This window comes from Pseudomonas sp. MNR3A (assembly GCF_009650575.1).
In the GTDB taxonomy this organism is placed as follows: Bacteria; Pseudomonadota; Gammaproteobacteria; order Pseudomonadales; family Pseudomonadaceae; genus Aquipseudomonas; species Aquipseudomonas machongensis.
Genome location: NZ_VZZS01000015.1, coordinates 19,712 through 42,845 on the forward strand (window position 1 = coordinate 19,712; position 23,134 = coordinate 42,845).

The following is a 23,134-nucleotide window of genomic DNA, read 5'->3' on the forward strand; positions in this document are numbered from 1 at the left end:
TTTTACCGGCCTGGCCTCACTGGCGCATCGCTGCAAGCATCAGGTCGAGGTTCTGCACTGCGGCACCCGAAGCGCCCTTGCCCAGGTTGTCGAACACGGCCGTCAGCAGGACCTGCCCGTGCTCGGGGTTTGCATACAGTGCCAGGCGCAGGTCGTTGCTGTCGTTCAGCGCCTGCGGGTCCAAGGGTGTCGCTGGGCCTTGCTGGTGCAGGGGCATTACCTGGACATGGCGCGCGCCCTGGTAGTGCTGTTCGAGACAGGCCTGCAGATGCTCGGCGGTGACGCCCGGCGCCAGTAGGCGCAACTGCAGCGGGATGCTCAGCACGATGCCCTGGCGATAGTCGCCATAGCCTGGCAGGAACACCGGGCGTGCGCTCAGGCCAGCATGGGCCTGGATCTCCGGGACATGCTTGTGCGCCAACTCCAGGCCGTAGAGCTGCAGCGCCGGGGCAGGATCGCCACCTGACTGCTCATGACGCTCGACCGCAGCCCGACCACCACCGGAGTAGCCGGAAATGGCATGCACGCTCAGCGGGTAGTCCGCAGGCAACAGGCCGGCGCGCACCAGCGGCCGCAGCAGGGCGATGGCACCGGTCGGGTAGCAACCAGGGTTGCTGACCCGTGTGGCCTGGGCGATGCGTTCGGCCTGCTGCTCGTCCAGCTCCGGCAAGCCGTAGACCCATCCTGGGGTGGTGCGGTGCGCGGAGCTGGCGTCGATTACCCGTACTGCCGGGTTGTGAATCGTCGCCACGGCCTCGCGTGCGGCCGCGTCGGGCAGGCAGAGCAGGGCGATATCGGCGCTGTTGATGGCCTCGCGGCGGCGCTGCGGGTCCTTGCGCTCGGTCTCGGGCAGGGTCAGCAGGCGAAGATCGCTGCGACCGTGCAGGCGGGCGTGGATCTGCAGGCCGGTGGTGCCCTGGTCGCCGTCGATGAATATCAGGGGCTGGTGCATGGTGGGGATCCGTTCAGGAAGGAGGTGGGTGTATCCTCGCTGTTGTTTGATCTGAAGAAAATTTGAATATCATGACGACGATGTTCAGATTAAATGAATCACGACGTCCAACAGGACAAGGAGCAGCACCCTGCGAGAAATCAGCCTCGACCGCCTGCGCACACTGGTGGTGATCGCCGACCTTGGCTCTTTCGCCGAGGCCGCTCGCCAGTTGAACCTGGCACCACCGACCATCAGCCTGCATGTCGCCGAGCTTGAAGCGAGGGTGGGGGCTGCGCTGCTTACCCGTACCCGCGGGCAGGTTCGGCCCACGGTGGTCGGAGAAACCCTGCTGGCGCGTGCCCGTCGGCTGCTGGCCGATGCAGACCAGGCGCTGGATGAAGTGCAACGCCAGGTGGCCGGGCTGACCGGGCGGGTGCGCCTGGGCGCCTCTACTGGCGCCATCGCTCATCTGTTGCCCAGTGCATTGGCGGCCCTGCGCAGTGAGCATCCGGGGATCGATGTGCAGGTTCAGGTGCTCACGTCGCAAGCATCACTGGCGCGTGTGCGTGAGGGGAGCCTGGACATCGGCCTGGTGGCGCTGCCGCAGGTGGCAGTGAAGGGGGTGAAACTCACCCCCTGGCGACGCGACCCGATCATGGCCTACCTGCCTGCCGACTGGCAGCCTCCGGCGCGGGTCACACCGGCCTGGCTCGGGCAGCGCGCGCTGATTCTCAACGACAGCAGCACGCAGCTTTCGCGGGTGACCAGCGATTGGTTCGCGGCGGCCGGGCTGTATCCGGAGGCGCGCATCGAGTTGAACTACAACGATGCGATCAAGAGCCTGGTGGCTGCGGGGTATGGCGCGACGTTGCTGCCCCAGGAGGGGGAGGCGCCTGAACTGGACCGACGCATCGCTCGACGCCCGTTGCGACCGGGGTTGTGGCGGGCGCTGGGGATCGCTTGCCGCGAAGGTGAGGTGGAGCGGGCCACGGGGCATGTGCTGGAGGCTTTGGAACGGTTGCGGCAATGACCGTCTGTGTCGGCTGCGATCAAGCGCATACACCGCAGTGGTCCTTGGCAGGCGTGTCCGCCAAAAGACCACTGCGATGATGTGGGTCAACCCCGCTCGCGCTTGCGCACCGCCGTTATCGTTTCACCACCCACTCCCCAATTGTCGGTGGGCACTTCCTCGATCACCACGAAGGTACTCGCTGGCGGCTTGTTCAGCACCCGTTGCAGCAGTTCGGTGGTGCCTTCGATCAACAGACGCTTGTGCTCGGCAGTGACCCCTTCTTCGGTCACACGGATATGAACGTATGGCATGGCAGGCTCCTTGGGTTTTCAGTGCCAGGTACCGGCGGTGCTGCCGCCGTCTACTGGAAGTACGACGCCGCTGACGAAACGTGCGTCGGTCAGGTATAGCACGGCATCGACGATGTCCTGCGGCTTGCCGGTGCGCCCACTCGGCGACAAGACACCCAGGCCTGCGACGTCGTTGTTGTGCAGGGGCGTCTCGATGATCCCCGGAGCCACGGCGTTGACCTGTATGCCGCTACCGGCCAGTTCCAGCGCCAGGCCCCTGACCGCCTGGTTCAGGCCACCCTTGACGAGGATCGGCAGCGCTGCGGGTACCCGCACGTTAGGCTGCATGGCGACCGAGGCGGTGATCGCGACGATGTGTCCATGGCCTTGGGCGCTCATGATCTTCGCTGCGGCCTGGGAGGGGTAGATGAAGCCCTTGAGGTTGGTGGCAAACAGCGCGTCGATGTCCTGCTCGGTGTAGTCGGTGAACGGTTTGGGAATGAAGATCCCGGCATTGTTGACCAGGATATCGACGCGGCCGAACACTTGCAGCGCCGTATCGAACAGGCGTTGTGCAGTACTGGCGTCGGCGATGTCGCCAGCGACGCCGACGAAGGCTGCCGGGTTGCCCAGCTCGATGGCGGCCTGATCGAGGCGGGCCTGGGTGCGGGCGTTGCCGACCACGTTGTCGCCCCGTTCGATAAAGGCCTTGGCGAGGGCAAAGCCCAAGCCGCTGGATGCGCCGGTGATGACGATGGTTCTTGCGGTGCTCATGGTGGATCTCCAGATATGCGAACCGGCTGGTTCGTGGGTGGAGCCACTCTAAGACCTCATCTGGAGTTGAAAAATAAGGCGGATGGCATTTCAATCGATACCTCATGTAATCAATAGAGCCATCATGACCCGCCATTTCGATGATCTTCAACTGGGCAGCCTCGAGCTGTTCTGCCTGGCTGCCGATACCGGCAGCTTCACTGCCGCAGCCACCGAGGCCGGGGTCACGCCCGCGGCGGTCAGTCGCTCGGTGGCGCGCCTGGAAGAACGCCTGGGGGTACGGTTGTTCGTGCGTACTACGCGGCAGATGCGCTTGTCCGATGCCGGGCAGGTGTACTACCAACAGTGCCGCCTGGCACTTGGGCAATTGGTGGAGGCCGAGCGCGAAGTTTCTGGTGGCCAGATCGAGCCGCGTGGGCGCCTGCGGGTCAGTGCGCCGACGCCTTACGCCCATCACCGTCTGTTGCCGTGGCTGCCGCGTTTTCGCGAGCGCTATCCGCAAGTGCAGGTGGACGTGCATGTCAGCAATCGCAATGTCGATTTCGCCGATGAGCAGTTCGACCTGGCCATCCGCGGACGCGAGCCTGCCGATTCGCGGCTGGTGGCACGGCGCCTGGAAAACGCCGAGTTGGTGGTGGTGGGCACCCCGGGCTACCTGGCGCGAGCAGGCCATCCGCAGGTGCCGGAAGACCTGGCGCGGCATGAGTGCATCCTGTTCGAGATCCCCAGCAGCGGACGCAGTGCGCCCTGGACCTTTCGCCGGGACGGTGGCCTGGTGGAGATCGAAGTCGGCGGCTCGATCACCTGCCTGGGCGACTTTCTCGCCACCGCCACCCTCGCGCGACATGGCGCCGGCCTGATGCAGGCGTACCGCTTCACCGTGCAGGACGCCCTGGACAGCGGTGAGCTGGTCGAAGTGCTACCGGCCTTCGGTGGCACGGCCCGGCCGTTCACCTTGATCTATCCGCAGGCGCGGCACATGCCGCTGCGGGTGCGGCTGTTCATCGATTTCCTGGTGGCGGGCGGGCAGTTACCCGCCAGCTGAGGGCTTCAGAACCAGCGGTCGTTGCGTTTGCGCCCGCGGGTCAGCGCCGGCAGGATCAGACCGGCCAGCAAGCCGGCGCCGGCGATGCTGCCGCCGTAGACCATGTACCGCATCATCACCTGCTTGTTCTCGTCGCCCAGGCGTGCCTGGGTGTCGCGCAGGCTCGACTGCGACTGCTCGAGCTGTTCGTTGAGGGCCTTGTTGCGCGACTCCAGCTCGTCGATCAGCGCCTTGCGCGAATCCAGGGTTTCCTGCATGCCTTGCACGCGCGTCTTCCAGCTGTCGTCGATGGTCTTGAGCTGGCCGGACAGGTCTGCGACCTGGGCATCGAGTTGCGGCAGGCGTTCGTTCTGGCCAGGGACCGTCTGCAGGTCGCTGGTAAGAATCCACACCAGATCGCCACTTTGGCCGCGAACCTGGCTGTAGTTACCCTGGGTGCCGATCAGCGACACTTTCTGCCCGGACTTGAGCGTGCCGACGATGCGATGGCCATCGGTCGGACCGCTGCGCACATACGTGCTCAGGCTGTCGCTGACCCAGCGTGCGTCGCTGGAGGATTCTTCGGCGTGGATGGACGGGGCAGTGGCGAGCAGGGCGGCGAGGGCGAGGGTGGCGCGGCGGAATTCGGGCATGGTGGTCTTCGCTGAAACAGTACGGTTGGAGGCCCGGTGACTGGGCCGTGAAGCGGTCGGTGGATTGACCGTCAGCGAAAGACCGTTTTTTTGTAGGCAGGTTCACTGCTTTGGGCGGGAATTGTCTGCAAGATATTGCAGATAACAGGTTTGCTCATGGGGTGACGCGTGCGCGGATCAATCGCAGTGGCAGTTCACCGCTGCGATTGATCCGCGCAGGTTGGCGCTGGAGCCGCACCCGCAGTCAGGTCACGACCTGGTAGCACGGCACGTAGGCCGCGCCGCCGGGCAGTTTCATCCGGTGCTGGTCGACAAAGGCCTGCAACAGCCTGCCCAACGGGTCGAGGATCGCCTGGTCGCCGCGGATCTGGTACGGGCCATGCTCCTCGATCAGGCGAATGCCCTTGTCCTTGACGTTGCCGGCGACGATTCCCGAGAACGCCCGACGCAGGTTGGCGGCCAGCTCATGGGGCGGCAGGTCGCGACGCAAGGCAAGATCGGCCATGTTCTGGTGAGTCGGGTCGAACGGGTGCTGGAAGCCACCGTCGATCTTCAGCAGCCAGTTGAAGTGGAAGGCGTCGTTGCGCTCGCGGCGGAACTGCTTGACCGTCTTGAGCCCCTCGACCATGTGCCGGGCCACTTCGGCCGGGTCGTCGATGATGATCTGGTAGTGGCGCTGCGCCGCTTCGCCAAGGGTGGCACCGACAAAGGCATGCAGTTGCTGCAGGAACGGCTCGGCGCTGCGCGGGCCGGTGAGAATGACCGGGAAGGGCAGGTCATGGTTGTCCGGGTGCATGAGGATGCCGAGCAGGTACAGGAATTCCTCGGCCGTGCCTGCGCCTCCGGGGAAGATGATGATGCCGTGGCCGACGCGGACAAAGGCCTCCAGACGTTTCTCGATATCCGGCAGGATCACCAGCTCGTTGACGATGGGGTTCGGCGCCTCGGCAGCGATGATGCCCGGTTCGGTCAGGCCCAGGTAGCGGCTGCCGTGCATGCGCTGCTTGGCGTGAGCGATGGTGGCGCCCTTCATCGGGCCCTTCATGACGCCCGGGCCGCAGCCGGTGCAGACGTCCAGCTTGCGCAGGCCCAGTTCATGGCCGACTTTCTTGGTGTACTGGTATTCCTCGCTGCTGATCGAGTGACCGCCCCAGCACACCACCATCTTCGGCTCCACGCCCGGACGCAGGGTGCGTGCGTTGCGCAGCAGGTGGAATACGTAGTCGGTGATGCCCTGGGAGCTTTCCAGGTCGATGCGTTGGCTGGCCAGCTCGCTTTCGGTGTAGACGATGTCACGCAGGGCGCTGAACAGCATTTCGCGGGTGCTGGCGATCATTTCGCCATCGACGAAGGCATCGGCCGGGGCATTGAGCAATTCCAGGCGCACGCCGCGATCTTGCTGGTGGATGCGGACCTCGAAGTCCTTGTAGGCCTCAAGGATGGTCTTGGCATTGTCGACATGGGCGCCGGTGTTGAGGATTGCCAGGGCGCACTGGCGGAACAGGGTGTAGAGACTGCCGGTACCGACTTCGCTCAGTTGCTGGACTTCACGTTGCGACAGCGTCTCCAGGCTGCCTTTGGGGCTGACGGAGGCGTTGATGACATTGCGTTGGGGCATCTAAGTCTTTCCTGTGCGGGTAAAACATCCTTCTTTGACAACACCATACCGACAATTGCACGCGGCAACGAGGGGGAGAGGCAAAGATTCGGCGCTTGGGCAATTGCCAGTGCACGATGGCTCAGGCGGGGACCTTGAACACATGGCGCAGGTAGGCGACGAAATTTTCGTCCCGGCACTGCGTCTTGCCAGGGCTGTCGGAGATCTTCGCGACAGGGGCTCCGTTGCAGGCGGTCATCTTGATCACCACGTTCATCGGCCTCACGCCAGGAATGTCACAGGTCAGGTTGGTGCCGATGCCGAAGCTGACGTTGATCCGCCCGTGCAGCGCGCGGTAGAGCTGCAGTGCCTTGGCGAAATCCAGGCCGTCGGAGAAGATCAGGGTCTTGCTCAGCGGGTCGATGCCCAGGCGCTCATAGTGGGCAATGGCTTTTTCCGCCCAGGCCAGTGGATCGCCGGAGTCGTGGCGAAGGCCATCGAAGAGCTTGCCGAAATACAGGTCGAAGTCCTTCACGAAGGCGTCCATGCCGATGCAGTCGGTCAGGGCGATGCCGAGCAACCCTCGGTATTCACGCACCCAGCACTCCAGCGCTGCGACTTGGCTATCGACCAGGCGCGGGCCGAGCTGCTGGTGGGCCATGAACCATTCGTGGGCCATGGTACCGATGGGTTTGAGTTCGTATTCTCGGGCCAGGTGGACATTGCTGGTGCCGACGAAACGCCCGGGGAAGTCGCGCTTGAGGATACGCACCACCTGATCCTGCACTGGATAGGAGAAGCGTCGGCGGGTACCGAAGTCAGCGAGCTGGAACCCCGCCAGCTCATCGCTGCTGGCGTGCGCCTTGAGCCAGTCGAGTTTCTGGTACAGGCGCTCGCCCACCTGTTCCATCGTCACTTCGCGATAGCGGTAGCGATTACGCACCTCGCAAATGATTGCCAGTAACGGGATTTCATAGAGGATCACGTGCAGCCAGGGGCCGCGAATACGGATCGCCAGCTGCCCGGCATCGTCCAGTCCGGCCTGGACATAGCGCAGGTTGAAGCGAAACAGGCTGAGGAACCGGATGAAATCCGGCTTGATGAAGGGGATTTTTTCCAGGTAGGCGAGCTGGTCGTGGGTCACCGAGACCTCGGCCAACTGTTCGATCTGGTAGCGGATCTCGGCAAGGTAGGGCGACAGGTCTTCGTCGTTGCGGCAGCGCAGCTCCCACTCCACCTCGGCGTTGGGGTAGTTGTGCAGCACCGCCTGCATCATGGTGATCTTGTAGAAGTCGGTATCCAGCAGGTTCTGGATGATCCGTGGGGCAAACACGTCGTCGCTCATGGGCAGGGCTCCTTGAACAGTGCGAGCTGGCGGTCCAGCTCTTCCTCATTGGCGCACAGTACTACCCCGGCGGCAGCCAGCTCGCTGCAGGCAGCTTGGGCGCCGGCGTCGCTCAGTGCTCGGCAGGCGGGCAGGTAGAGCAGCACCTGGAGTCCGGCGCGGTTCAGTTGCAGCGCGGTGGTGCGCACGCAGTAATCCAGAGCCAGGCCGCCGACCAGCACGACCTCGACGGCGTGAACCTTGAGGTACTCGATGACCCCGGTGGAGCGTCGCTCGGCCAGGTCGTGGTAGCAGGCGCCGTAGGGGTGCAGGTCAGGCTCCACGCCTTTCCAGACGAAATAGTCGTAATCGATCGGGGCAGGCAGGCCGGGCAGCAGTTCGAAACCGGGTGTGCCGGGCACGCAGTGGCTGACCCAGGTGAGGTCGGCGTTGGTCAATGCCAGTGGCTGAAGCATCTGTGCGGCATCGCTCACCACCCAGGCAGCATTGGCTGGGTGAGCATCCTTGCTGCCCAGGCGCAGGTCGGCACGACGGGCCATGGCATTGAGCGCCGGTGCAATCAGGTGGCCGCCGGGTACCGGCAGCTCCTGCGGGGCGTTAGCGGTAAAGCCGTTCTGGGCATCGACGTCGAAACTGGCGATCTTCATAGGAGGTTCCTCTACTGGAATGCCTATATATTTCACCTGGTATTATAAGTGTGTCAAGCAGCCTTTTTTCGGGATTAGGGCTTGCATCACAAAAAACACCTGGTGGAATATGACGTATTGAACAAGGAGTCGACATGAGCGCAGTTGAAGTCTTGGCCAGCGTGGACATCGTTGCATTGCGCCTTGCCCCGGACTTGCAGGGATTGCAGGTGTTGTTGCACCGCCGCGAGCGAGAGCCGCATCGAGGCCAGTGGGCCTTGCCGGGTGTCATCGTCAACGGCAGCACACCGGACAATAGCCTGGATGCGGCGGCCGAGCGGGCGCTGCGAGAGAAGGCACAGGTTCTGCCTCGGCACATGGAGCAGGTCGGTACAGAAGGCAACGCTTTTCGTGATCCGCGCGGGTGGTCGTTGAGTACCTACTACCTGGCATTGCTCGACCCGGATCAATTCATCGCGGGGGAGCAATTGGCCTTTTTCGACCTCGACAGTCTGTCGACCCGCAAAGTGCTGTTGCCGTTCGATCACGGGCTGCTGGTGCAGCGCACCTGCGAGCGGCTGGCGGCCAAGAGCCTGTACAGCAGCCTGCCGCTGTACTTGCTGCCGACGCGTTTTACGGTGCTCGATGCGTTGAGTGCGGCGCAGGCGTGCCTGGGGCGGCCGGTGAACAACACGTCGTTGCGCAAGCGTCTGGAGCGTCTGAGGGAGGCAGGCTGGGTGCGTGATACAGGCGAACGCAATCAGCCGCGACTGGGCCGGCCGCAACAGCTTTACGAGCACCTGCCGCAAGGCGTGGGGCCCTTTCTGTTCGAGCGCAGCCTGTTGCCGGAAGCATGAAGGCTCAAGCATGGCGTTTGGCGGCCGATACAGCGGTCAGGTCAAAATCCTTGCGGAGAAGGGAAATGGTAGGGATCACAAGTGTCAATGTCACCGGCGTGAATGGGCAGTCGTCTGCGCTGCAGACGGCCGCCCAGGCCAGCGACACTGAAAAGAGCAGCAGCGCGGCTGGCGGCGCCCAGGTCGCCATGCCGGCACCGTCTGACAAGGCCGACAAGGCCAAGAGCAGCGACAACAGCAGCGAGCCGTCACACATCCGCCAGTTGCGTGAGCTGATCAAGCAAATGCAGAAGCAACTGGCCGACGCCCAGAAGCGGCTGTCCGAGGTTCAGGCGCAACCGATGGACGAGAAGGCCAAGCTGGCTGCGGTGGCGGGTGTCCAGGCGCAGATCGCGACCATCAGCGGTCAGATCCAGCAGGCGACCGCGCAGTTGCTGCAGGCCTTGAGCAAGCTGAACAGCAGTAGCTCCGGCAACCTGATCAGCACCATTGCCTGAGGGTGAGGGCAGGGCGGACCCGCAACGGGCCGCCCTGAATCTGGTGACTTACTCGGACGCCACGCGCGAGCGGTTCTGGCGGTCTGACTTGTACTGCATCGCCACCGCCGGCGCCGCCTTGGCCGAGCCGGTTTCCAGCCATTGACGCAGGCGCCCGGCATCGGCGAAGTGGGTGAACTTGCCGTAGGCGTCGAGAATCACCATCGCCACCGGGCGGTTGTCCATCCTGGTCAGCAGTACCAGGCAGTGCCCCGCCTCGTTGGTGAAGCCGGTCTTGGTCAGCTTGATATCCCAGTTGCTCTTGTTCACCAGATGATCGGTGTTGCGAAAGCCCAAGGTGTAATTGGGTTTGCGGAAGGCTACGGTCTTCTCGCGGGTGGTCGAGAGCTCGCTGAGCATCGGGTAGTTGCGCGAGGCGATCAGCAGCTTGGCCAGGTCATGGGCAGTGGAGACGTTGTGCGTCGACAGGCCAGTCGGCTCGACGTAGCGGGTCTGGGTCATGCCCAGGCTGCGGGCCTTGGCGTTCATCGCCTTGATGAACGCGCCATAGCCGCCGGGATAGTGGTTGGCCAGGGTGTTGGCCGCGCGGTTCTCCGACGACATCAGGGTAATCAGCAGGGTCTCGCGGCGGTTCAGCTCGCTGCCGGGGCGTACGCGGGAAAAGACACCCTTGAGGTCAGGGTTGTTGGCGATGGTCATGGTGAGCATCTCGTCCATCGGCAGCTTGGCGTCGAGCACTACCATGGCGGTCATCAGCTTGGTGACCGAGGCGATGGGCACCACGCGGTCGGCGTGGCTGGAGTACAGCTCTTTGTTGGTATTCAGGTCGATCAGCAAGGCGCTGCCGGAAGCCAGGTGCAGTTTGGAAGGATCGCGTTGTGCCTGGGCCGGGGATTGTGCAGCAGCGGTCGACGGAAGGATCGCGGTTCCTGTGAGCGCCAGCAGCAGGCTGAGGATGGACAGGGAAGTTTTCACGTTGAGGCTCACTAATAGTTGGTATGTCGTTGGCTGTGCAAGGGTTTCCCCCCGAAAACCGCTGCATTGTGGAGTATGGCTCAGCGGCTGTCGATTGCTCGTCCAGGCCCAGCGTCGAAATGAAAAAACCTTCATGCTGTATCGGTTTTTCCGGCCTGTTGCGACAAATGGTCCCCGCGCTTTCGCACAGGTGAAAAAAAGCCCGCCAGAGGCGGGCAGAAAGAAGCGTAAGGAGCAACGCACAACACATGAAACGGATAATAAAAACGGTGGTCAGGCGGTAAGGGTGCCGGCCTGCAGCTGTTCGACCATGGCCTGGGCCTTGGCGCGGGAATCCAGAGGGCCGCTGACGGGCTCGCCGTTGCGCATCAGGTACCAGCAGGCCAGCAGGCCTTGAGCGCGCAAGGGAGCAGGGACAGCACTGCCGACGACAGACATGATGTGGATAGTGGCCATGTTGGACCTCCTGTGAAACATGGCCCTACCTTACGCAGCAGCCGACGCTGTTTGAAATCAACTTGCTCGATAGTGGTCATTACTTTTTTCAACGACAAGTGCAGGTCACCAGCGCGGCGGGCCGTAGTACACCGGCGGCGGGCCGTAGTAGCGGCGATACACTGGCGGCGGCGCGGGTACATAGCGCTCGACGACATAGGGCTGGTAATACACCGGCGGCGGTGGCGCCTGCACATAGACCGGAGGCGGCGGATAATAGGCCGGTTGACGCTCCACATAGACGGTACGGTCATGGCCGCCGGATACTGCTGCCCCGACCACGGCACCGACCACGGCTGCACCGAGTACAGGGCCTGGGCCCCAACCGCCGCCATGGGCGGCTGCTTGCCCGCTGACGGCCAGTGCTCCGACCAGCAGGGCGATTCCGGGGATGAGACGGTTCATGAATGAATCCTCGCGATAACCCCACACTTGGGGCTTATCAATAAGACCGCGAAATCGGTAAAGAGAGCACAGGTGCAAGGTAAAGGTTGTGTAAGGGGCGATTGACGGTCAGGTCTGGTACGCTCGCAGAAACGATTCAGTCATCAACGACAGGAGCAGATATGGCGATTGCACCCAGCAGGGACACGACACTGTGCATTTCCCTTGCCGGACGTCCGGGGACTTTCGGCGTGCGTTTCCACAACCACCTCTATCAACAGTTGGGGCTGGACTACTACTACAAGGCCATGACCACCCAGGACCTGCCTGCGGCAGTGGGTGGCATCCGCGCCCTGGGTATCCGCGGATGCGGTGTGTCCATGCCCTACAAAGAGGCGTGCATGGCCCTGGTGGACGAGATCGATCCCTCCGCGGCAGCCATCGAGTCGGTGAACACGCTGGTCAACACCAACGGTCACTTGAAGGCCTACAACACCGATTACCTGGCGGTGCGCCAACTGCTGGAGTTGCACCAGGTCGATCCGGCCACCGCCTTTGCCTTGCGCGGCAGTGGCGGCATGGCCAAAGCGGTGGCCAGTGCGCTGCGTGACGCCGGTTTCAGCGAGGGCCTGATCATTGCCCGCAACGAGCAGGCCGGGCGGCAACTGGCAGATAGCTGTGGGTATCGCTGGCAGCGCGAGCTGGGCGACCTGTGTCCGCCGATGCTGGTCAACGTGACCCCCATTGGCATGGCCGGCGGGCCGCAGGCGCAGGAGCTGGCTTTCCCACGTGAGGCGGTCGAGGTTGCGCAACTCGTATTTGACGTAGTGGCCATGCCGGCCATGACGCCGCTGATTGTTCTCGCCCAGGAACTGGGCAAGCCGGTGATCACCGGGCTCGACGTGATTGCGCTGCAGGCGCTGGAGCAGTTCGTGCTGTACACCGGCATCAGACCAACCGTGGAGCAGGTGGAGGCAGCGGTCGCTTACGCCCGTGAAGCCTGAACGGTCGCCATCACGGGAATCCCCGTGATGGCTTGAGTGCGCTCAGAACACCTTCTGCCCTTTGTCCAGTCGCTCGTCCACCAGGGCGCGGCCGTGCGCCAGGGATACGTGCTGGGCGTTTTCCAGGTCGGAGAAGAACTTCATGGGCATCGACAGGCGCCTGCTGGTATGGCCTTCGGGATCGGTGATCAGGCAGCCGGCGGTAAAGGGCAGGGGAGAATCGGGGTGGGGCATCACACTGGCGGTGATGGTGTGCTCACGGTACTCACAGTGAAGGGTTTGCATCGTCCTTACCTCGCTGTGCTGGTTTGGAAGCGCTCACCTCTATGTACCACAGCGAGGGGCCGGAAGTTCCCGGCCCCGACGAGCGTGACCTGCGTCGGTCAGCCCTTCAGTTCGGTCGGCTGGATGACTTCGACCCAATAGCCATCCGGGTCCTTGACGAACGCCAGGTGGTTCATGCGGCCATCCTGCAGGCGTTTCTGGAAGGGCACCTCCAGCGCTTCGAAGCGTGCACAGGCCTCACGTACGTCCGGCACCGAGATGCAGATGTGACCAAAGCCGCGCGGATCGGTGTTGCCGTTGTGGTAGGCGAACTCGGCATCGCTCTCGGTGCCGTGGTTGTGGGTCAGCTCCAGCACGCCCGGAATGGATTTCATCCACTGGTGACGCGCGGCGTCATCGGCAGGAATCTGCGTCGGGTCGACCAGGGCCAGGAAGTACAGGCTGAACTTCGCTTCGGGGAAATCGCGCTTGTCTACCAGGCGAAAGCCCAGCACGCGGGTGTAGAAGTCCAGCGACTTCTCGATATCCTTGACCCGCAGCATGGTGTGATTGAAGACGAATTTTGCGGTGGCGGTGTCGGGCTGGGCGGTGACGCCGGGCAGGGTTTGCAGATCGTTCAGGCTCATGGGGGCTCCAGAGACAAGGCCGGCGCAGACCGCGCCGACGGTGAAAACAGGACGGCCATGATACGGCAGTGAAGCGATTGCGCAAATGAAAGCGCCCTGCACGAAGGCAGGGCGCTGGAATTAGAGGCCCGCATGTGCGGGCGCGTGATGGGGTCGCTAGTCCTTTAGCTGGTTCGATACTCGCCCAGGCGATGTGAAAAAACTGTGAAGCAGGCGTGGATGTTTCATCAGCGTACCCAGGATTCCACCGTGGCCGCGCCGTACTGTTCCTTCCACGCTTTCAGGCCTCGGTGGTTGCCACCCTTGGTCTCGATCAGCTCGCCGGTGTGCGGATTCTCGTAGACCTTGACCACTCGCGGACGGCGTTGCTGCTTGACGGGGCTGGTCGAGTTTTTCGCGCTGGCTTTCACGCCCTTGGGGTCGAGGATCGCGACAATGTCACGCAAGCCCTTGTCATAGCTTTTCATCAGCCCAAGTAGTTTCTGCTCGAATTCGATCTCGCGTTTAAGGCTGGCGTCCTTTTTCATTGTCTCCAGTTGCGCGATTTGCTCCTGAAGTGCTTTTTCGGCCGCACGAAACTCTGCAAGTCTGGACACTTTCATCACTCCTGTCAGTCGGCCGTGGCATGGCGTGACGAACATGCAACAGTAATAAACGCCGGCCACGCGGATGGGTGAAACTGTTCGCTGAACAAGAGTGTAGACGTGGCCCAGTGTTCGGTAAACCTCAAACTTTTAGCGGCAAGTAAGGAACTTTCTGCGCGTCACGAACCGCAAACTCAGTGCGCTTTCCAGGCCTCTGCAACAGCGTTCATACCATGGTCCAATGGCCCGACTAGAGCGCCTGCGTGAAAATGGCGCGTCGTCTTCGTTTAATGTCGAGTGCCTCGCGGCACGTGTGCCCGATAGTGCATCGGCATGTTTCTCGCCTCTTCTGGATGTTCCCCTGCATGTTCTCTCCCTTTCCTCTCGCCCGTGGCCGCAGTATTGCCGGCCTGTCCTTGTTGTGCGCGGCAGCCGGTGCGCAGGCCGATGGTTTTTTCGAAGACAGTCACGCCAAGGTCGAGGCGCGCAATGTCTATTTCAACCGGGACTTTCGTGACGGCCACAGCAGTTCTGCCCAGGGTGCTTCCAAGCGCGAGGAATGGGCGCAGGGTTTCATTCTCGATGCCCGTTCCGGCTACACCGACGGCACGCTCGGGTTCGGTGTCGATGCGCTGGGCATGCTAGGTTTCAAGCTCGATTCCAGCCCCGCCGACAGCAACAGTGGTCTGCTGCCCTCACGTGGGCATGACCCGCGCCATTCTGCCGATCAATACGCCAAGCTGGGCGTGGCGGCAAAGATGAAGGTGTCCCGGACGGTACTGCGTTATGGCGCGATGATGCCGGACGTGCCGCTGCTCAAGTACAACGATGGTCGTCTACTGCCCACCATGTTCCATGGTGCAATGCTGACGTCCGAAGAGTTGCGCGACCTGAAGTTCACCGTGGCCCGCCTGGACAAGTACACCGCGCGAGACTCCAGTGATCGCCAGGATATTCGCGTGCACTGCAAGAACAAGCGTTACGCCTGCGATATCCAGGCCGACCACTTCGATCTGGCGGGCGTCGATTACCGCGTCAATGATCGCCTCAGTGCCCAGTACCAGGTGTCGAAGCTCGAGAACATCTACCGCCAGCACTTCCTCGGGCTGGTCGCCACGCAACCTTTGGCGGTGGGCGCGCTTTCTGCGGACGTGCGCCTGATCAAGAGCGACGATATCGGCAACGCACGCGCCGGTGAGATCGAGCATCGGGCGTTCAGCGGCATGCTCGGCTACAGCCTGGGCGGGCACAAGTTCAGTGCCGGCTGGCAACGCATGTATGGCGACAGCGCCATGCCTTATCTGGATGGCAGCAACCCTTATCTGGTCAATTACGCTCAGGTCAACGACTTCGCAGCCGCCGATGAGCGTTCCTGGCAATTGCGGTATGACTACGATTTCAAGGCGTTGGGCATTCCTGGCTTGAGCTTCTTCACTCGCTATATCAACGGTGATCATATCCAGGTGCCGGGCAGCAGCGCCCAAGGCAAGGAATGGGAGCGTGACAGCGAACTCAAGTACCAGGTCCAGAGCGGCACCTTCAAAGATCTCAGCGTGCGTCTGCGCAACTCCACGTATCGCAGCAACTACGAACGATGGGCGCGTGACATGGACGAGACACGGGTCATCGTCAGTTACAACTTCTCGGTGTTCTGAAGCACTTTGCCAAATACCCCTGGGCGATGAACAATGAACGGCGGTACGGGCAGCGAGGCAATGCCATGAAGCAACTTCTGTTGATCGGTATAGGCCCGGGCGACCCCCGTCAGGTCACTTTCGAGGCCGTCGACGCGTTGCGCCGCGCGACGGTCTTCTTCGTGCTCGATAAAGGTGGCGACAAGCATGAGCTGTTGCAACTGCGCAAACTCATGCTCGAGCGCTATGTCCCCGAGGGTGGGTATCGTCTGGTGCAGTTGGAGGATCCGCGGCGGGACGGGCAGCACCAGGACTATGTCGGTGCGGTGCAGGACTGGCACCGCGCGCGCGCAGCCCTGTACGCCCGCATGCTCGAGGATGAGCTGGCGGCCGACGATATCGGCGCCTTCCTGTTGTGGGGCGAGCCGGGGCTGTATGACAGCACCTTGCGCATTCTCGACCTGGTGCGCGAGCGCGGGGTGGCGCTGCAGCTTGAAATCATCCCCGGGATCAGCAGTGTCCAGGCCTTGGCCGCGCGGCACCGGATCGCGCTGAACCGCATTGGCGAACCCCTGATCGTACTGCCAGCGCGGCGCCTGGCCGAGCAGGCGGTGATCGACAACGTCGTGGTGATGCTCGATGGACAGTGCGCGTTCACCGCGCTGGACGACCCGGGCCTGACGATCTATTGGGGGGCTTATCTGGGAACGGCAGACGAGATCCTGGTGGCGGGCAAGCTGGTGGAGGTCAAGACACAGATCGTGCAAGTGCGCGAAGACGCGCGGCGGCGCAAGGGCTGGATCATGGATACCTACCTGTTGCGCCGTGAAGGGTGAGGCCCGGGTCAGGGCGTCCCGAGGATTTCCACGACCTTGTCGCGCAGTTGGTCGATGCTGAATGGCTTGCCGATCAGGTGCATGCCCTCGGGGACATTGACGTTCTCGGCGTAGCCACTGGCGAACAGCACCGGTAGCAGCGGTCGGATTTCCCGGGCCTTGGCGGCCAGCGCTTCGCCGCGCATGTCAGGAAGGCCGACATCGGTCATCAGCAGCGACAGGGGTTGTGTGCCATCCTCGAGAATCCTCAAGGCTGTGGTGGCGTCCTGCGCCTCGATGGTGGTGTAGCCCAATTCGTCGAGCACGTCGACCATCAGCATACGAACGATGTCGTCGTCTTCGACTACCAGAAGGTGCATGGTTTGAATCCTGTCGCGTAAGGGAAATGTCTTTACTCTGTGCCTGTCGCACAGGCAGAAGTTCCGTCAGGATAGCGGCCCCTGCAATCGGATGGAACGATTGGCTGCGGATAGCTTCAAATACTGGCTAAATGCCCTGCCAGATCAGGCAAAGCTGGTTAGACTCGCACCAGGTGTGGGCGTGGCAGCGGCATACAACAATGACTGAATGTAGTGGCCACACACTGTTCAATGGACTTATTTCGCTCGGGCGTTATCAGATGATTCAAGCAGCCTCCATGGATCAACGCAGTTTTCGCAAGCTGCTGAGCCGTAACGTAGGCCTCCCGTTGGGTGTCGGCCTGCTGGGCGCCGTCGCCTTCGTTGCGGTGATCAACTATTTGCTCTCGGCCATGCAGTGGGTCGAGCACACCGATCGGGTGATTGGCAATGCCAACGAAACGGTCAAGCTGTCGATCGACATGGAAACCGGCATGCGCGGTTTCCTGATCACCGGCGACGAGCGCTTCCTCGACCCCTATGAGGTGGCCAAGCCGAGAATCTTCAGCAGTCTGGACAGCCTGCGTGGCATGGTCCTGGACAACCCACCGCAGGTCGATCGTATCGACCGCCTGGTGGCCCTTCAGCGCGCCTGGAACGAGTTCGGTAGCGAACTGATCAAGGTGCGCCGCGACCAGGGCGATTTTCGCGGGGTGATCGGCAGTGGTCGCGGCAAGCGCATCACCGACGAGATCCGCAAGGAGTTCGACGACTTCGTTGCCACCGAACAGCAACTGCGCATGACGCGCAACGAGAAGGTCAGCACGGTCACCGTCACCGCGATCAGCGCATTCGTGCTGTTCATCGTCGGCCTCAGTGCGCTGCTGGCCTACCTGGGGCGGCGTGACCTGTTGGCGCTGTCCGAAAGCTATGTCAGCAACCTGCAGGCCCAACAGCGCTCTGCCGAGCGTCTTGAACACCAGGCCTGGTTGCGCAACGGGCAGACCCAGTTGGCGCAGGAGGTCCTTGGGCAACTGACGCTGACCATGCTGGGCGACAACATCCTTCGTTTTTTTGCCAGCTATCTGGGTAGCGTGGTGGGTGCGCTGTATATCCGTGACAGCCATGGGCGCCTGGTGCGCGTGGCCAGCTATGGGCTCGATGCCGACCAGCAGGGGCGCGAGCAGGTGGTCGGCGAGCATGAGAGCCTGTTGGCCCAGGTGGTGCGCGAGCGACGCCAGCTGCGCCTGGACGACCTGCCCAAGGACTACTACCGCTTGAGTTCGGGGCTTGGCAGCGGCCTGCCGCGCAGTGCCCTGCTGGTCCCGGCGAGTGACAATGGCCAGGTCAATGGCGTGCTTGAGCTGGGTTTCCTGCGCCCATTGCAGGAGCGTGACGGCGAGCTGCTCGAGCGGATCGCCGACAACCTCGGCATCTCCATCGAGAGCGCACGCTATCGCCAGCGTCTGCAGGAAGTGCTTGCCGAGACCCAGCAGTTGAATGAAGAGCTGCAGGTCCAGCAAGAGGAACTCAAGACTGCCAACGAGGAACTCGAAGAGCAGTCGCGTGTACTCAAGGAGTCCCAGGCCCACCTGGAGACCCAGCAGGCCGAGCTCGAGCAGACCAACGAGCAACTGGCCGAGCGCACCGTCGCCCTGGACCGCAAGAACACCGAGCTCAATGCGGCGCAGGTGGAACTGCAGGCGCGTGCCGAGGACCTGCAGCGTTCCAGCAAGTACAAGTCCGAATTCCTCGCCAACATGTCCCACGAGCTGCGCACGCCGCTCAACAGTTCGCTGATCCTGGCCAAGCTGCTGGCCGAGAATGGCGAGGGCAACCTCAGCCAGGAACAGGTCAAGTTTGCCGAGTCGATCTATTCGGCTGGCAACGATCTGCTCAACCTGATCAACGATATTCTCGACATCGCCAAGGTCGAGGCGGGCAAGCTCGAAGTGCGTCCTGAGACCACCCAGGTGGTGCGCCTGGTCGAAGGACTGCGTGGCATGTTCCAGCCGCTGGCCGATGACAAGGGCCTGAGTTTCGAGGTGAAGCTGGAGTCGCAGGTGCCGGCGACCCTGTTCACCGACCGACAGCGTCTGGAGCAGATCCTCAAGAACCTGCTGTCCAACGCCATCAAGTTCACCGAGCGTGGTCAGGTAAGCCTGAACATCAGTCATCAGGTCGGCATGGGCATCGTCTTTGCCGTGCGTGACAGCGGCATCGGTATCGCCGCCGACCAGCAACAGGCAATCTTCGGTGCCTTCCATCAGGTCGACGGCACCAGCAACCGCCGCTATGGTGGTACCGGTCTGGGCCTGTCGATCTCACGCGACCTGGCGCACTTGCTCGGTGGCCAGATCAGCGTTGACAGCAGTCCCGGCCAGGGCAGCGTGTTCAGCTTGATCATTCCCGAGCGCTACGAATCGGTGGATGGACAGGAAGAGGCCCACAGCCTGCGCCCGACCCTCGATCAGTTGCCGCCGGCACCGCGCGCGCTGGCTGCACCTCAGCAGCCGCTGCCGATTCCCGCATTTGCCGACGATCGCGAGCAGGCGCCGTTCGCCAATCGCTGCATCCTGGTGATCGAGGACGAGCCGAATTTCGCCCGGATCCTCTACGACCTGGCCCATGAACTGGGCTACAACTGCCTGGTCGCCCATGGCGCCGACGAAGGCTTCGCCCTGGCGGCACAGTACGTGCCTGATGCGGTGCTGCTGGACATGCGTCTGCCCGACCATTCCGGGCTCACTGTGCTACAGCGCCTCAAGGAACAGGCCAACACCCGGCATATCCCCGTGCACATCATCTCGGTGGAAGACCGCGTCGAGGCCGCCATGCACATGGGCGCGGTGGGCTACGCGGTCAAGCCGGCCAGCCGCGAGGAGCTCAAGGAGGTGTTCAGCCGCCTGGAAGCCAAGCTGACGCAGAAGCTCAAGCACATCCTGTTGGTGGAGGACGACGACCTGCAGCGCGAGAGCATCGCCCGCCTGATCGGCGACGACGACATCGAGATCACCGCCGTGGCCATGGCCCAGGAGGCCCTGGAGCTGCTGCGCGAAAACATCTACGACTGCATGATCATCGATCTCAAGCTGCCCGACATGCTCGGCAACGAGCTGCTCAAGCGCATGACGGCCGAAGACATCCGCAGCTTCCCGCCAGTGATCGTCTACACCGGGCGGAACCTGACCCGCGAAGAAGAAGCCGACCTGCTCAAGTACTCGCGTTCGATCATCATCAAGGGCGCGCGCTCGCCGGAGCGCCTGCTCGACGAAGTGACGCTGTTCCTGCACAAGGTCGAGTCGCAACTGTCCCACGAGCGCCAGCGCATGCTCAAGACCGCGCGCAGCCGCGACAAGGTGTTCGAGGGGCGCAAGATCCTGCTGGTGGACGACGATGTGCGTAACATCTTCGCCCTGACCAGTGCCCTGGAGCACAAGGGCGCTATCGTCGAGATCGGGCGCAACGGCCGTGAAGCGCTGGAGCGCCTTGAACAGCACGATGATGTCGACCTGGTGCTGATGGACGTGATGATGCCGGAAATGGACGGCTATGAAGCGACCCGGCTGATCCGCCAGCAGCCCCGCTGGCGCAAGCTGCCGATCATCGCCGTGACGGCCAAGGCCATGAAGGATGACCAGCAGCGTTGCCTGCAGGCGGGTGCCAACGATTACCTGGCCAAGCCGATCGACCTCGACCGCCTGTTCTCCCTGATCCGCGTCTGGCTGCCGCAACTGGAGCGAATTTGACTAGCGAACGCAACACCGATATTGAGATCCGGCTGCTGATCGAGGCGATCTACCTCAAGTACAGCTACGACTTCCGTGACTACTCAGGCGCGTCGATCAAGCGCCGGATCCTCCATGCCCTGCGACAGTTCGACTGCCGTACCGTGACTGCGCTGCAGGAGCGGGTACTGCACGACCCGGGCATGTTCATGCAGTTGCTGCAATACCTGACGATCCCGGTCAGCGAGATGTTCCGCGACCCTGACCACTTCCTCGCCTTGCGCGAGGAGGTGGTGCCGCTGTTGCGCACCTGGCCCTCACTGAAAATCTGGATCGCCGGTTGCAGCACGGGAGAGGAGGTGTACTCCATGGCCATCCTGCTGCGCGAGGAAGGGTTGCTGGAGCGCACCATCATCTACGCCACCGACATCAACCCCAGCTCGCTGGAGAAGGCCAAGCAGGGCATCTACTCGATGCAAAGCCTGCGCGAGTACGAGGAGAACTACCGCAAGGCCGGAGGGCGGCGCGACTTCTCCGAGTACTACACTGCTGCCTACGGCAACGCCATCATGGACAGCAGCCTGCGTGACAACGTGACTTTCGCCGACCACAGCCTGGCCACCGACAGCGTGTTTTCCGAAACCCAGTTGGTGTCATGCCGCAATGTGCTGATCTACTTCAACAAAGACTTGCAGGACCGTGCCCTGGGGCTGTTCCACGAGTCGTTGTGCCATCGCGGCTTCCTGTTCCTGGGCAGCAAGGAATCGGTGGATTTTTCGGCCTATAGCGACCGCTTCGAGCCTTTGGTCAGGCCCGAGCGGATCTACCGCAAGACATGAACGGCGTGCGCGCAGTGGTCATCGGCGCCTCGGCCGGCGGCGTCGCGGCCTTGTTCGAGGTGCTTGGCGGCTTGCCAGAGGGCTTCGCCCAGCCTGTGCTGTGTGTGCTGCACCTGCCGGATGACCGCCACAGCCAACTGGCCGAGGTGCTGCATCGCCGGTTGCATCGCCCGGTGCGCGAGGCTCGTGACAAGGAACGGATCGAGGCCGGGCAGATCTATGTTGCAGCGCCCGGTTATCACCTGTCGGTGGAGCGCGACCTGAGCCTGTCGCTGAGCCAGGAGGCACCGGTACACTTTTCGCGCCCGGCGATCGACTTCCTTTTCGCCTCGGCTGCCGATGCCTATGGCGAAGGGCTGCTCGGCGTGCTGCTCACCGGTGCCAACGAAGACGGCGCCGAGGGCCTTGCCTGCATCAAGAAGTGCGGAGGCCGGACCGTGGTCCAGGACCCCCGCGACGCACAGGTTGCGCTGATGCCGGAGGCCGCACTGGCCCTGCATCGCCCCGACCATATTCTTTCTCTGAGCGGTATCGGGCAGTTGCTCGCCACCCTGGAACCCAGCGCATGCTAAGCCACATCATCGCCAAACTGCTGATCGTCGACGATCTGCCGGAAAACCTGCTGGCCCTCGATGCCCTGATCCAGGGTGAGGACCGTGAGGTGCACCGCGCCCAGTCGGCCGAGCAGGCCTTGTCGCTGCTGCTCGAGCACGAGTTCGCCCTGGCCATCCTCGATGTACAGATGCCGGGCATGAATGGTTTCGAGCTGGCCGAGCTGATGCGCGGCATGGAGAAGACCAAGAACATTCCGATCGTCTTCGTCAGCGCTGCTGGCCGCGAGATGAACTACGCCTTCAAGGGCTACGAGAGCGGCGCGGTGGACTTCCTGCACAAGCCGTTGGACACCCAGGCGGTCAAGAGCAAGGTGTCGGTGTTCGTCGACCTTTATCGCCAGCGCCAGGTGCTCGGGCGTCAGTTGGAAGCGCTCGAGCGCAGCCGGCAGGAGCAGGAGCAACTGCTTGCCCAGCTGCAGGTGGCACGCAGCGAGCTGGAGCGTGCGGTGCGCATGCGCGATGACTTCATGTCGATCGTTTCCCACGAAGTGCGCACGCCGCTCAACGGCCTGATCCTGGAGACCCAGCTGCGCAAGATGCATTTGTCGCGGGGCAACCTCGCGGCGTTCAGCGAAACCCACCTGCATGCGATGGTCGAGCGTGACGAACGGCAGATCAACAGCTTGATCCGGCTGATCGAGGACATGCTCGACGTGTCGCGCATCCGCACCGGCAAGCTGTCGATCCGCCCGCGGCTGTTCGACTTGTCGCAGTTGGTGCGCGGCCTGGTGGAGAACTTCTCGGCCCAGGCAACGGCGTTGGACACCCACATCGAGCTGCAACGCTGCGACGCGCTGCAGGGGGAGTGGGACGAGTTCCGTATCGAGCAGGTGCTGGCCAACTTGCTGTCCAATGCCTTGCGCTATGGCGAGCGACGCCCGGTCCAGGTGCGGGTGTTCGAGCAAACCGGCATGGCCTGTGTGCAGGTCCAGGATCACGGCATCGGCATCAGTGCCGCCAACCAGCAGCGGATCTTCCAGCAGTTCGAGCGGGTTGCGGCGCACCAGGCCAGTGGTGGATTGGGGCTTGGCTTGTATATTTCCGAGCAGATCGTGCAGGCCCACGGTGGACGAATCCAGGTCGAGAGCCAAGAGGGGCAGGGTGCGACGTTCAGCATCCTGCTGCCGCTGGCGACGGCCGATCAACAAAGTGACCAGGCGCAGGCAACCTCTGTGTGACCTGG

The 23,134-nt window shown here is 62.8% G+C and carries 24 protein-coding genes and 2 pseudogenes; 12 read left to right on the forward strand and 14 right to left on the reverse strand.

Annotated features, from left to right (window positions below; all coding sequences use genetic code 11):
- Positions 1-16: 16 nt before the first annotated feature.
- Positions 17-952: an N-acetyl-gamma-glutamyl-phosphate reductase gene (gene argC, locus F6X62_RS11275; RefSeq protein WP_153773529.1), complete on the reverse strand. Its 936-nt coding sequence runs from the start codon at positions 950-952 to the stop codon at positions 17-19.
- A 130-nt stretch (positions 953-1,082) separates the two neighbouring features.
- Here argC and F6X62_RS11280 point away from each other — a divergent pair, with 130 nt between their 5' ends.
- The gene (locus F6X62_RS11280; protein ID WP_063544776.1) at positions 1,083-1,964 is read left to right on the forward strand and encodes a LysR family transcriptional regulator; all 882 of its coding nucleotides are present in this window, start codon (positions 1,083-1,085) and stop codon (positions 1,962-1,964) included.
- 86 nt (positions 1,965-2,050) lie between these two features.
- Here F6X62_RS11280 and F6X62_RS11285 read toward each other — a convergent pair whose 3' ends face one another.
- Together F6X62_RS11285 and F6X62_RS11290 are read right to left on the reverse strand one after the other, a co-directional pair.
- Positions 2,051-2,257, reverse strand: a complete 207-nt coding sequence (locus F6X62_RS11285) for a 4-oxalocrotonate tautomerase family protein (RefSeq protein ID WP_054895394.1) — start codon at positions 2,255-2,257, stop codon at positions 2,051-2,053.
- 18 nt (positions 2,258-2,275) lie between these two features.
- Positions 2,276-3,010: an SDR family NAD(P)-dependent oxidoreductase gene (locus F6X62_RS11290; RefSeq protein ID WP_153773530.1), complete on the reverse strand. Its 735-nt coding sequence runs from the start codon at positions 3,008-3,010 to the stop codon at positions 2,276-2,278.
- Positions 3,011-3,134: 124 nt separating this feature from the next.
- Here F6X62_RS11290 and F6X62_RS11295 point away from each other — a divergent pair, with 124 nt between their 5' ends.
- On the forward strand, positions 3,135-4,055 hold the full coding sequence (locus tag F6X62_RS11295; RefSeq protein WP_153773531.1) for a LysR family transcriptional regulator: 921 nt from the start codon (positions 3,135-3,137) through the stop codon (positions 4,053-4,055).
- Positions 4,056-4,060: 5 nt separating this feature from the next.
- On the opposite strand, the gene F6X62_RS11300 is transcribed toward F6X62_RS11295, so the two are convergent.
- The 4 genes from F6X62_RS11300 to F6X62_RS11315 form a co-directional block, all read right to left on the reverse strand.
- Positions 4,061-4,687: a TIGR04211 family SH3 domain-containing protein gene (locus F6X62_RS11300; RefSeq protein ID WP_054895397.1), complete on the reverse strand. Its 627-nt coding sequence runs from the start codon at positions 4,685-4,687 to the stop codon at positions 4,061-4,063.
- Between the two features lie 244 nt (positions 4,688-4,931).
- On the reverse strand, positions 4,932-6,305 hold the full coding sequence (gene ppnN, locus F6X62_RS11305) for a nucleotide 5'-monophosphate nucleosidase PpnN (RefSeq protein WP_054925383.1): 1,374 nt from the start codon (positions 6,303-6,305) through the stop codon (positions 4,932-4,934).
- 121 nt (positions 6,306-6,426) lie between these two features.
- Positions 6,427-7,629, reverse strand: a complete 1,203-nt coding sequence (pncB, locus tag F6X62_RS11310) for a nicotinate phosphoribosyltransferase (protein WP_153773532.1) — start codon at positions 7,627-7,629, stop codon at positions 6,427-6,429.
- Positions 7,626-8,276 (reverse strand): nicotinamidase, encoded by a 651-nt coding sequence (locus F6X62_RS11315; RefSeq protein WP_153773533.1) that lies wholly within the window; start codon positions 8,274-8,276, stop codon positions 7,626-7,628. Before F6X62_RS11315 ends, pncB begins: the two co-directional genes overlap by 4 nt.
- Positions 8,277-8,410: 134 nt before the next feature.
- On the opposite strand from F6X62_RS11315, the gene F6X62_RS11320 reads away from it, so the two are divergent.
- A complete protein-coding gene (locus F6X62_RS11320; protein WP_151924774.1) occupies positions 8,411-9,112 on the forward strand; it encodes an NUDIX domain-containing protein in 702 nt (233 codons plus the stop codon).
- Positions 9,113-9,177: 65 nt separating this feature from the next.
- On the forward strand, positions 9,178-9,609 hold the full coding sequence (locus tag F6X62_RS11325) for a hypothetical protein (RefSeq protein ID WP_054891264.1): 432 nt from the start codon (positions 9,178-9,180) through the stop codon (positions 9,607-9,609).
- 48 nt (positions 9,610-9,657) lie between these two features.
- Here the strand turns inward: F6X62_RS11325 and pbpG are convergent, their stop codons facing one another.
- The 3 genes from pbpG to F6X62_RS11340 all read right to left on the reverse strand — a co-directional run bounded on the left by pbpG (position 9,658) and on the right by F6X62_RS11340 (position 11,484).
- A complete protein-coding gene (pbpG, locus tag F6X62_RS11330) occupies positions 9,658-10,584 on the reverse strand; it encodes a D-alanyl-D-alanine endopeptidase (RefSeq protein WP_153773534.1) in 927 nt (308 codons plus the stop codon).
- A 273-nt stretch (positions 10,585-10,857) separates the two neighbouring features.
- On the reverse strand, positions 10,858-11,040 hold the full coding sequence (locus F6X62_RS11335) for a hypothetical protein (RefSeq protein WP_153773535.1): 183 nt from the start codon (positions 11,038-11,040) through the stop codon (positions 10,858-10,860).
- A 105-nt stretch (positions 11,041-11,145) separates the two neighbouring features.
- The gene (locus tag F6X62_RS11340) at positions 11,146-11,484 is read right to left on the reverse strand and encodes a hypothetical protein (RefSeq protein ID WP_054891267.1); all 339 of its coding nucleotides are present in this window, start codon (positions 11,482-11,484) and stop codon (positions 11,146-11,148) included.
- A gap of 161 nt (positions 11,485-11,645) precedes the next feature.
- Between F6X62_RS11340 and F6X62_RS11345 the strand changes: the two genes are divergently transcribed.
- Entirely contained in the window at positions 11,646-12,467 is an 822-nt protein-coding gene (locus F6X62_RS11345) for a shikimate 5-dehydrogenase (protein WP_153773536.1), read from the forward strand.
- A gap of 42 nt (positions 12,468-12,509) precedes the next feature.
- On the opposite strand, the gene F6X62_RS11350 is transcribed toward F6X62_RS11345, so the two are convergent.
- The 3 genes from F6X62_RS11350 to F6X62_RS11360 all read right to left on the reverse strand — a co-directional run bounded on the left by F6X62_RS11350 (position 12,510) and on the right by F6X62_RS11360 (position 13,974).
- The gene (locus tag F6X62_RS11350) at positions 12,510-12,752 is read right to left on the reverse strand and encodes a hypothetical protein (RefSeq protein WP_153773537.1); all 243 of its coding nucleotides are present in this window, start codon (positions 12,750-12,752) and stop codon (positions 12,510-12,512) included.
- A gap of 98 nt (positions 12,753-12,850) precedes the next feature.
- A complete protein-coding gene (gene gloA, locus F6X62_RS11355) occupies positions 12,851-13,378 on the reverse strand; it encodes a lactoylglutathione lyase (protein ID WP_153773538.1) in 528 nt (175 codons plus the stop codon).
- A 227-nt stretch (positions 13,379-13,605) separates the two neighbouring features.
- On the reverse strand, positions 13,606-13,974 hold the full coding sequence (locus F6X62_RS11360) for a histone-like nucleoid-structuring protein, MvaT/MvaU family (RefSeq protein WP_153773580.1): 369 nt from the start codon (positions 13,972-13,974) through the stop codon (positions 13,606-13,608).
- Positions 13,975-14,327: 353 nt separating this feature from the next.
- On the opposite strand from F6X62_RS11360, the gene F6X62_RS11365 reads away from it, so the two are divergent.
- Both F6X62_RS11365 and cobF read left to right on the forward strand, forming a co-directional pair.
- On the forward strand, positions 14,328-15,617 hold the full coding sequence (locus F6X62_RS11365; protein WP_153773539.1) for an OprD family porin: 1,290 nt from the start codon (positions 14,328-14,330) through the stop codon (positions 15,615-15,617).
- Positions 15,618-15,682: 65 nt separating this feature from the next.
- A complete protein-coding gene (gene cobF / locus F6X62_RS11370; RefSeq protein ID WP_063544789.1) occupies positions 15,683-16,432 on the forward strand; it encodes a precorrin-6A synthase (deacetylating) in 750 nt (249 codons plus the stop codon).
- Between the two features lie 8 nt (positions 16,433-16,440).
- Here the strand turns inward: cobF and F6X62_RS11375 are convergent, their stop codons facing one another.
- Positions 16,441-16,791, reverse strand: a complete 351-nt coding sequence (locus F6X62_RS11375) for a response regulator (protein ID WP_063544790.1) — start codon at positions 16,789-16,791, stop codon at positions 16,441-16,443.
- A 260-nt stretch (positions 16,792-17,051) separates the two neighbouring features.
- Between F6X62_RS11375 and F6X62_RS25625 the strand changes: the two are divergent.
- The 5 genes and pseudogenes from F6X62_RS25625 to F6X62_RS11395 all read left to right on the forward strand — a co-directional run.
- A pseudogene (locus F6X62_RS25625) lies at positions 17,052-19,190 on the forward strand (CHASE3 domain-containing protein); the annotation flags it as partial.
- Between the two features lie 102 nt (positions 19,191-19,292).
- A pseudogene (locus F6X62_RS25630) lies at positions 19,293-20,519 on the forward strand (response regulator); the annotation flags it as partial.
- Positions 20,516-21,337, forward strand: coding sequence for a protein-glutamate O-methyltransferase CheR (locus F6X62_RS11385; RefSeq protein ID WP_063544792.1), 822 nt, complete (start codon positions 20,516-20,518; stop codon positions 21,335-21,337). The pseudogene F6X62_RS25630 and the gene F6X62_RS11385, both read left to right, overlap by 4 nt.
- Positions 21,334-21,909 carry a chemotaxis protein CheB gene (locus tag F6X62_RS11390; protein ID WP_153773541.1) on the forward strand — a complete coding sequence of 192 codons (576 nt, stop codon included), beginning with the start codon at positions 21,334-21,336 and terminating at the stop codon, positions 21,907-21,909. Before F6X62_RS11385 ends, F6X62_RS11390 begins: the two co-directional genes overlap by 4 nt.
- The gene (locus F6X62_RS11395; protein ID WP_063544794.1) at positions 21,903-23,129 is read left to right on the forward strand and encodes a hybrid sensor histidine kinase/response regulator; all 1,227 of its coding nucleotides are present in this window, start codon (positions 21,903-21,905) and stop codon (positions 23,127-23,129) included. The genes F6X62_RS11390 and F6X62_RS11395 overlap by 7 nt, the downstream gene beginning before the upstream one ends.
- Positions 23,130-23,134: the final 5 nt, after the last annotated feature.

Excerpts from the sequence above, each read along its gene's own strand:
- argC (WP_153773529.1), bottom strand. The coding sequence starts at position 952 with ATGCACCAGCCCCTGATATTCATCGACGGCGACCAGGGCACCACCGGC.
- F6X62_RS11285 (WP_054895394.1), bottom strand. The coding sequence starts at position 2,257 with ATGCCATACGTTCATATCCGTGTGACCGAAGAAGGGGTCACTGCCGAG.
- F6X62_RS11290 (WP_153773530.1), bottom strand. The coding sequence starts at position 3,010 with ATGAGCACCGCAAGAACCATCGTCATCACCGGCGCATCCAGCGGCTTG.
- F6X62_RS11295 (WP_153773531.1), top strand. The coding sequence starts at position 3,135 with ATGACCCGCCATTTCGATGATCTTCAACTGGGCAGCCTCGAGCTGTTC.
- F6X62_RS11300 (WP_054895397.1), bottom strand. The coding sequence starts at position 4,687 with ATGCCCGAATTCCGCCGCGCCACCCTCGCCCTCGCCGCCCTGCTCGCC.
- ppnN (WP_054925383.1), bottom strand. The coding sequence starts at position 6,305 with ATGCCCCAACGCAATGTCATCAACGCCTCCGTCAGCCCCAAAGGCAGC.
- pncB (WP_153773532.1), bottom strand. The coding sequence starts at position 7,629 with ATGAGCGACGACGTGTTTGCCCCACGGATCATCCAGAACCTGCTGGAT.
- F6X62_RS11315 (WP_153773533.1), bottom strand. The coding sequence starts at position 8,276 with ATGAAGATCGCCAGTTTCGACGTCGATGCCCAGAACGGCTTTACCGCT.
- F6X62_RS11320 (WP_151924774.1), top strand. The coding sequence starts at position 8,411 with ATGAGCGCAGTTGAAGTCTTGGCCAGCGTGGACATCGTTGCATTGCGC.
- F6X62_RS11325 (WP_054891264.1), top strand. The coding sequence starts at position 9,178 with ATGGTAGGGATCACAAGTGTCAATGTCACCGGCGTGAATGGGCAGTCG.
- F6X62_RS11335 (WP_153773535.1), bottom strand. The coding sequence starts at position 11,040 with ATGGCCACTATCCACATCATGTCTGTCGTCGGCAGTGCTGTCCCTGCT.
- F6X62_RS11340 (WP_054891267.1), bottom strand. The coding sequence starts at position 11,484 with ATGAACCGTCTCATCCCCGGAATCGCCCTGCTGGTCGGAGCACTGGCC.
- F6X62_RS11345 (WP_153773536.1), top strand. The coding sequence starts at position 11,646 with ATGGCGATTGCACCCAGCAGGGACACGACACTGTGCATTTCCCTTGCC.
- F6X62_RS11350 (WP_153773537.1), bottom strand. The coding sequence starts at position 12,752 with ATGCAAACCCTTCACTGTGAGTACCGTGAGCACACCATCACCGCCAGT.
- gloA (WP_153773538.1), bottom strand. The coding sequence starts at position 13,378 with ATGAGCCTGAACGATCTGCAAACCCTGCCCGGCGTCACCGCCCAGCCC.
- F6X62_RS11365 (WP_153773539.1), top strand. The coding sequence starts at position 14,328 with ATGTTCTCTCCCTTTCCTCTCGCCCGTGGCCGCAGTATTGCCGGCCTG.
- cobF (WP_063544789.1), top strand. The coding sequence starts at position 15,683 with ATGAAGCAACTTCTGTTGATCGGTATAGGCCCGGGCGACCCCCGTCAG.
- F6X62_RS11375 (WP_063544790.1), bottom strand. The coding sequence starts at position 16,791 with ATGCACCTTCTGGTAGTCGAAGACGACGACATCGTTCGTATGCTGATG.
- F6X62_RS11390 (WP_153773541.1), top strand. The coding sequence starts at position 21,334 with ATGAACGGCGTGCGCGCAGTGGTCATCGGCGCCTCGGCCGGCGGCGTC.
- F6X62_RS11395 (WP_063544794.1), top strand. The coding sequence starts at position 21,903 with ATGCTAAGCCACATCATCGCCAAACTGCTGATCGTCGACGATCTGCCG.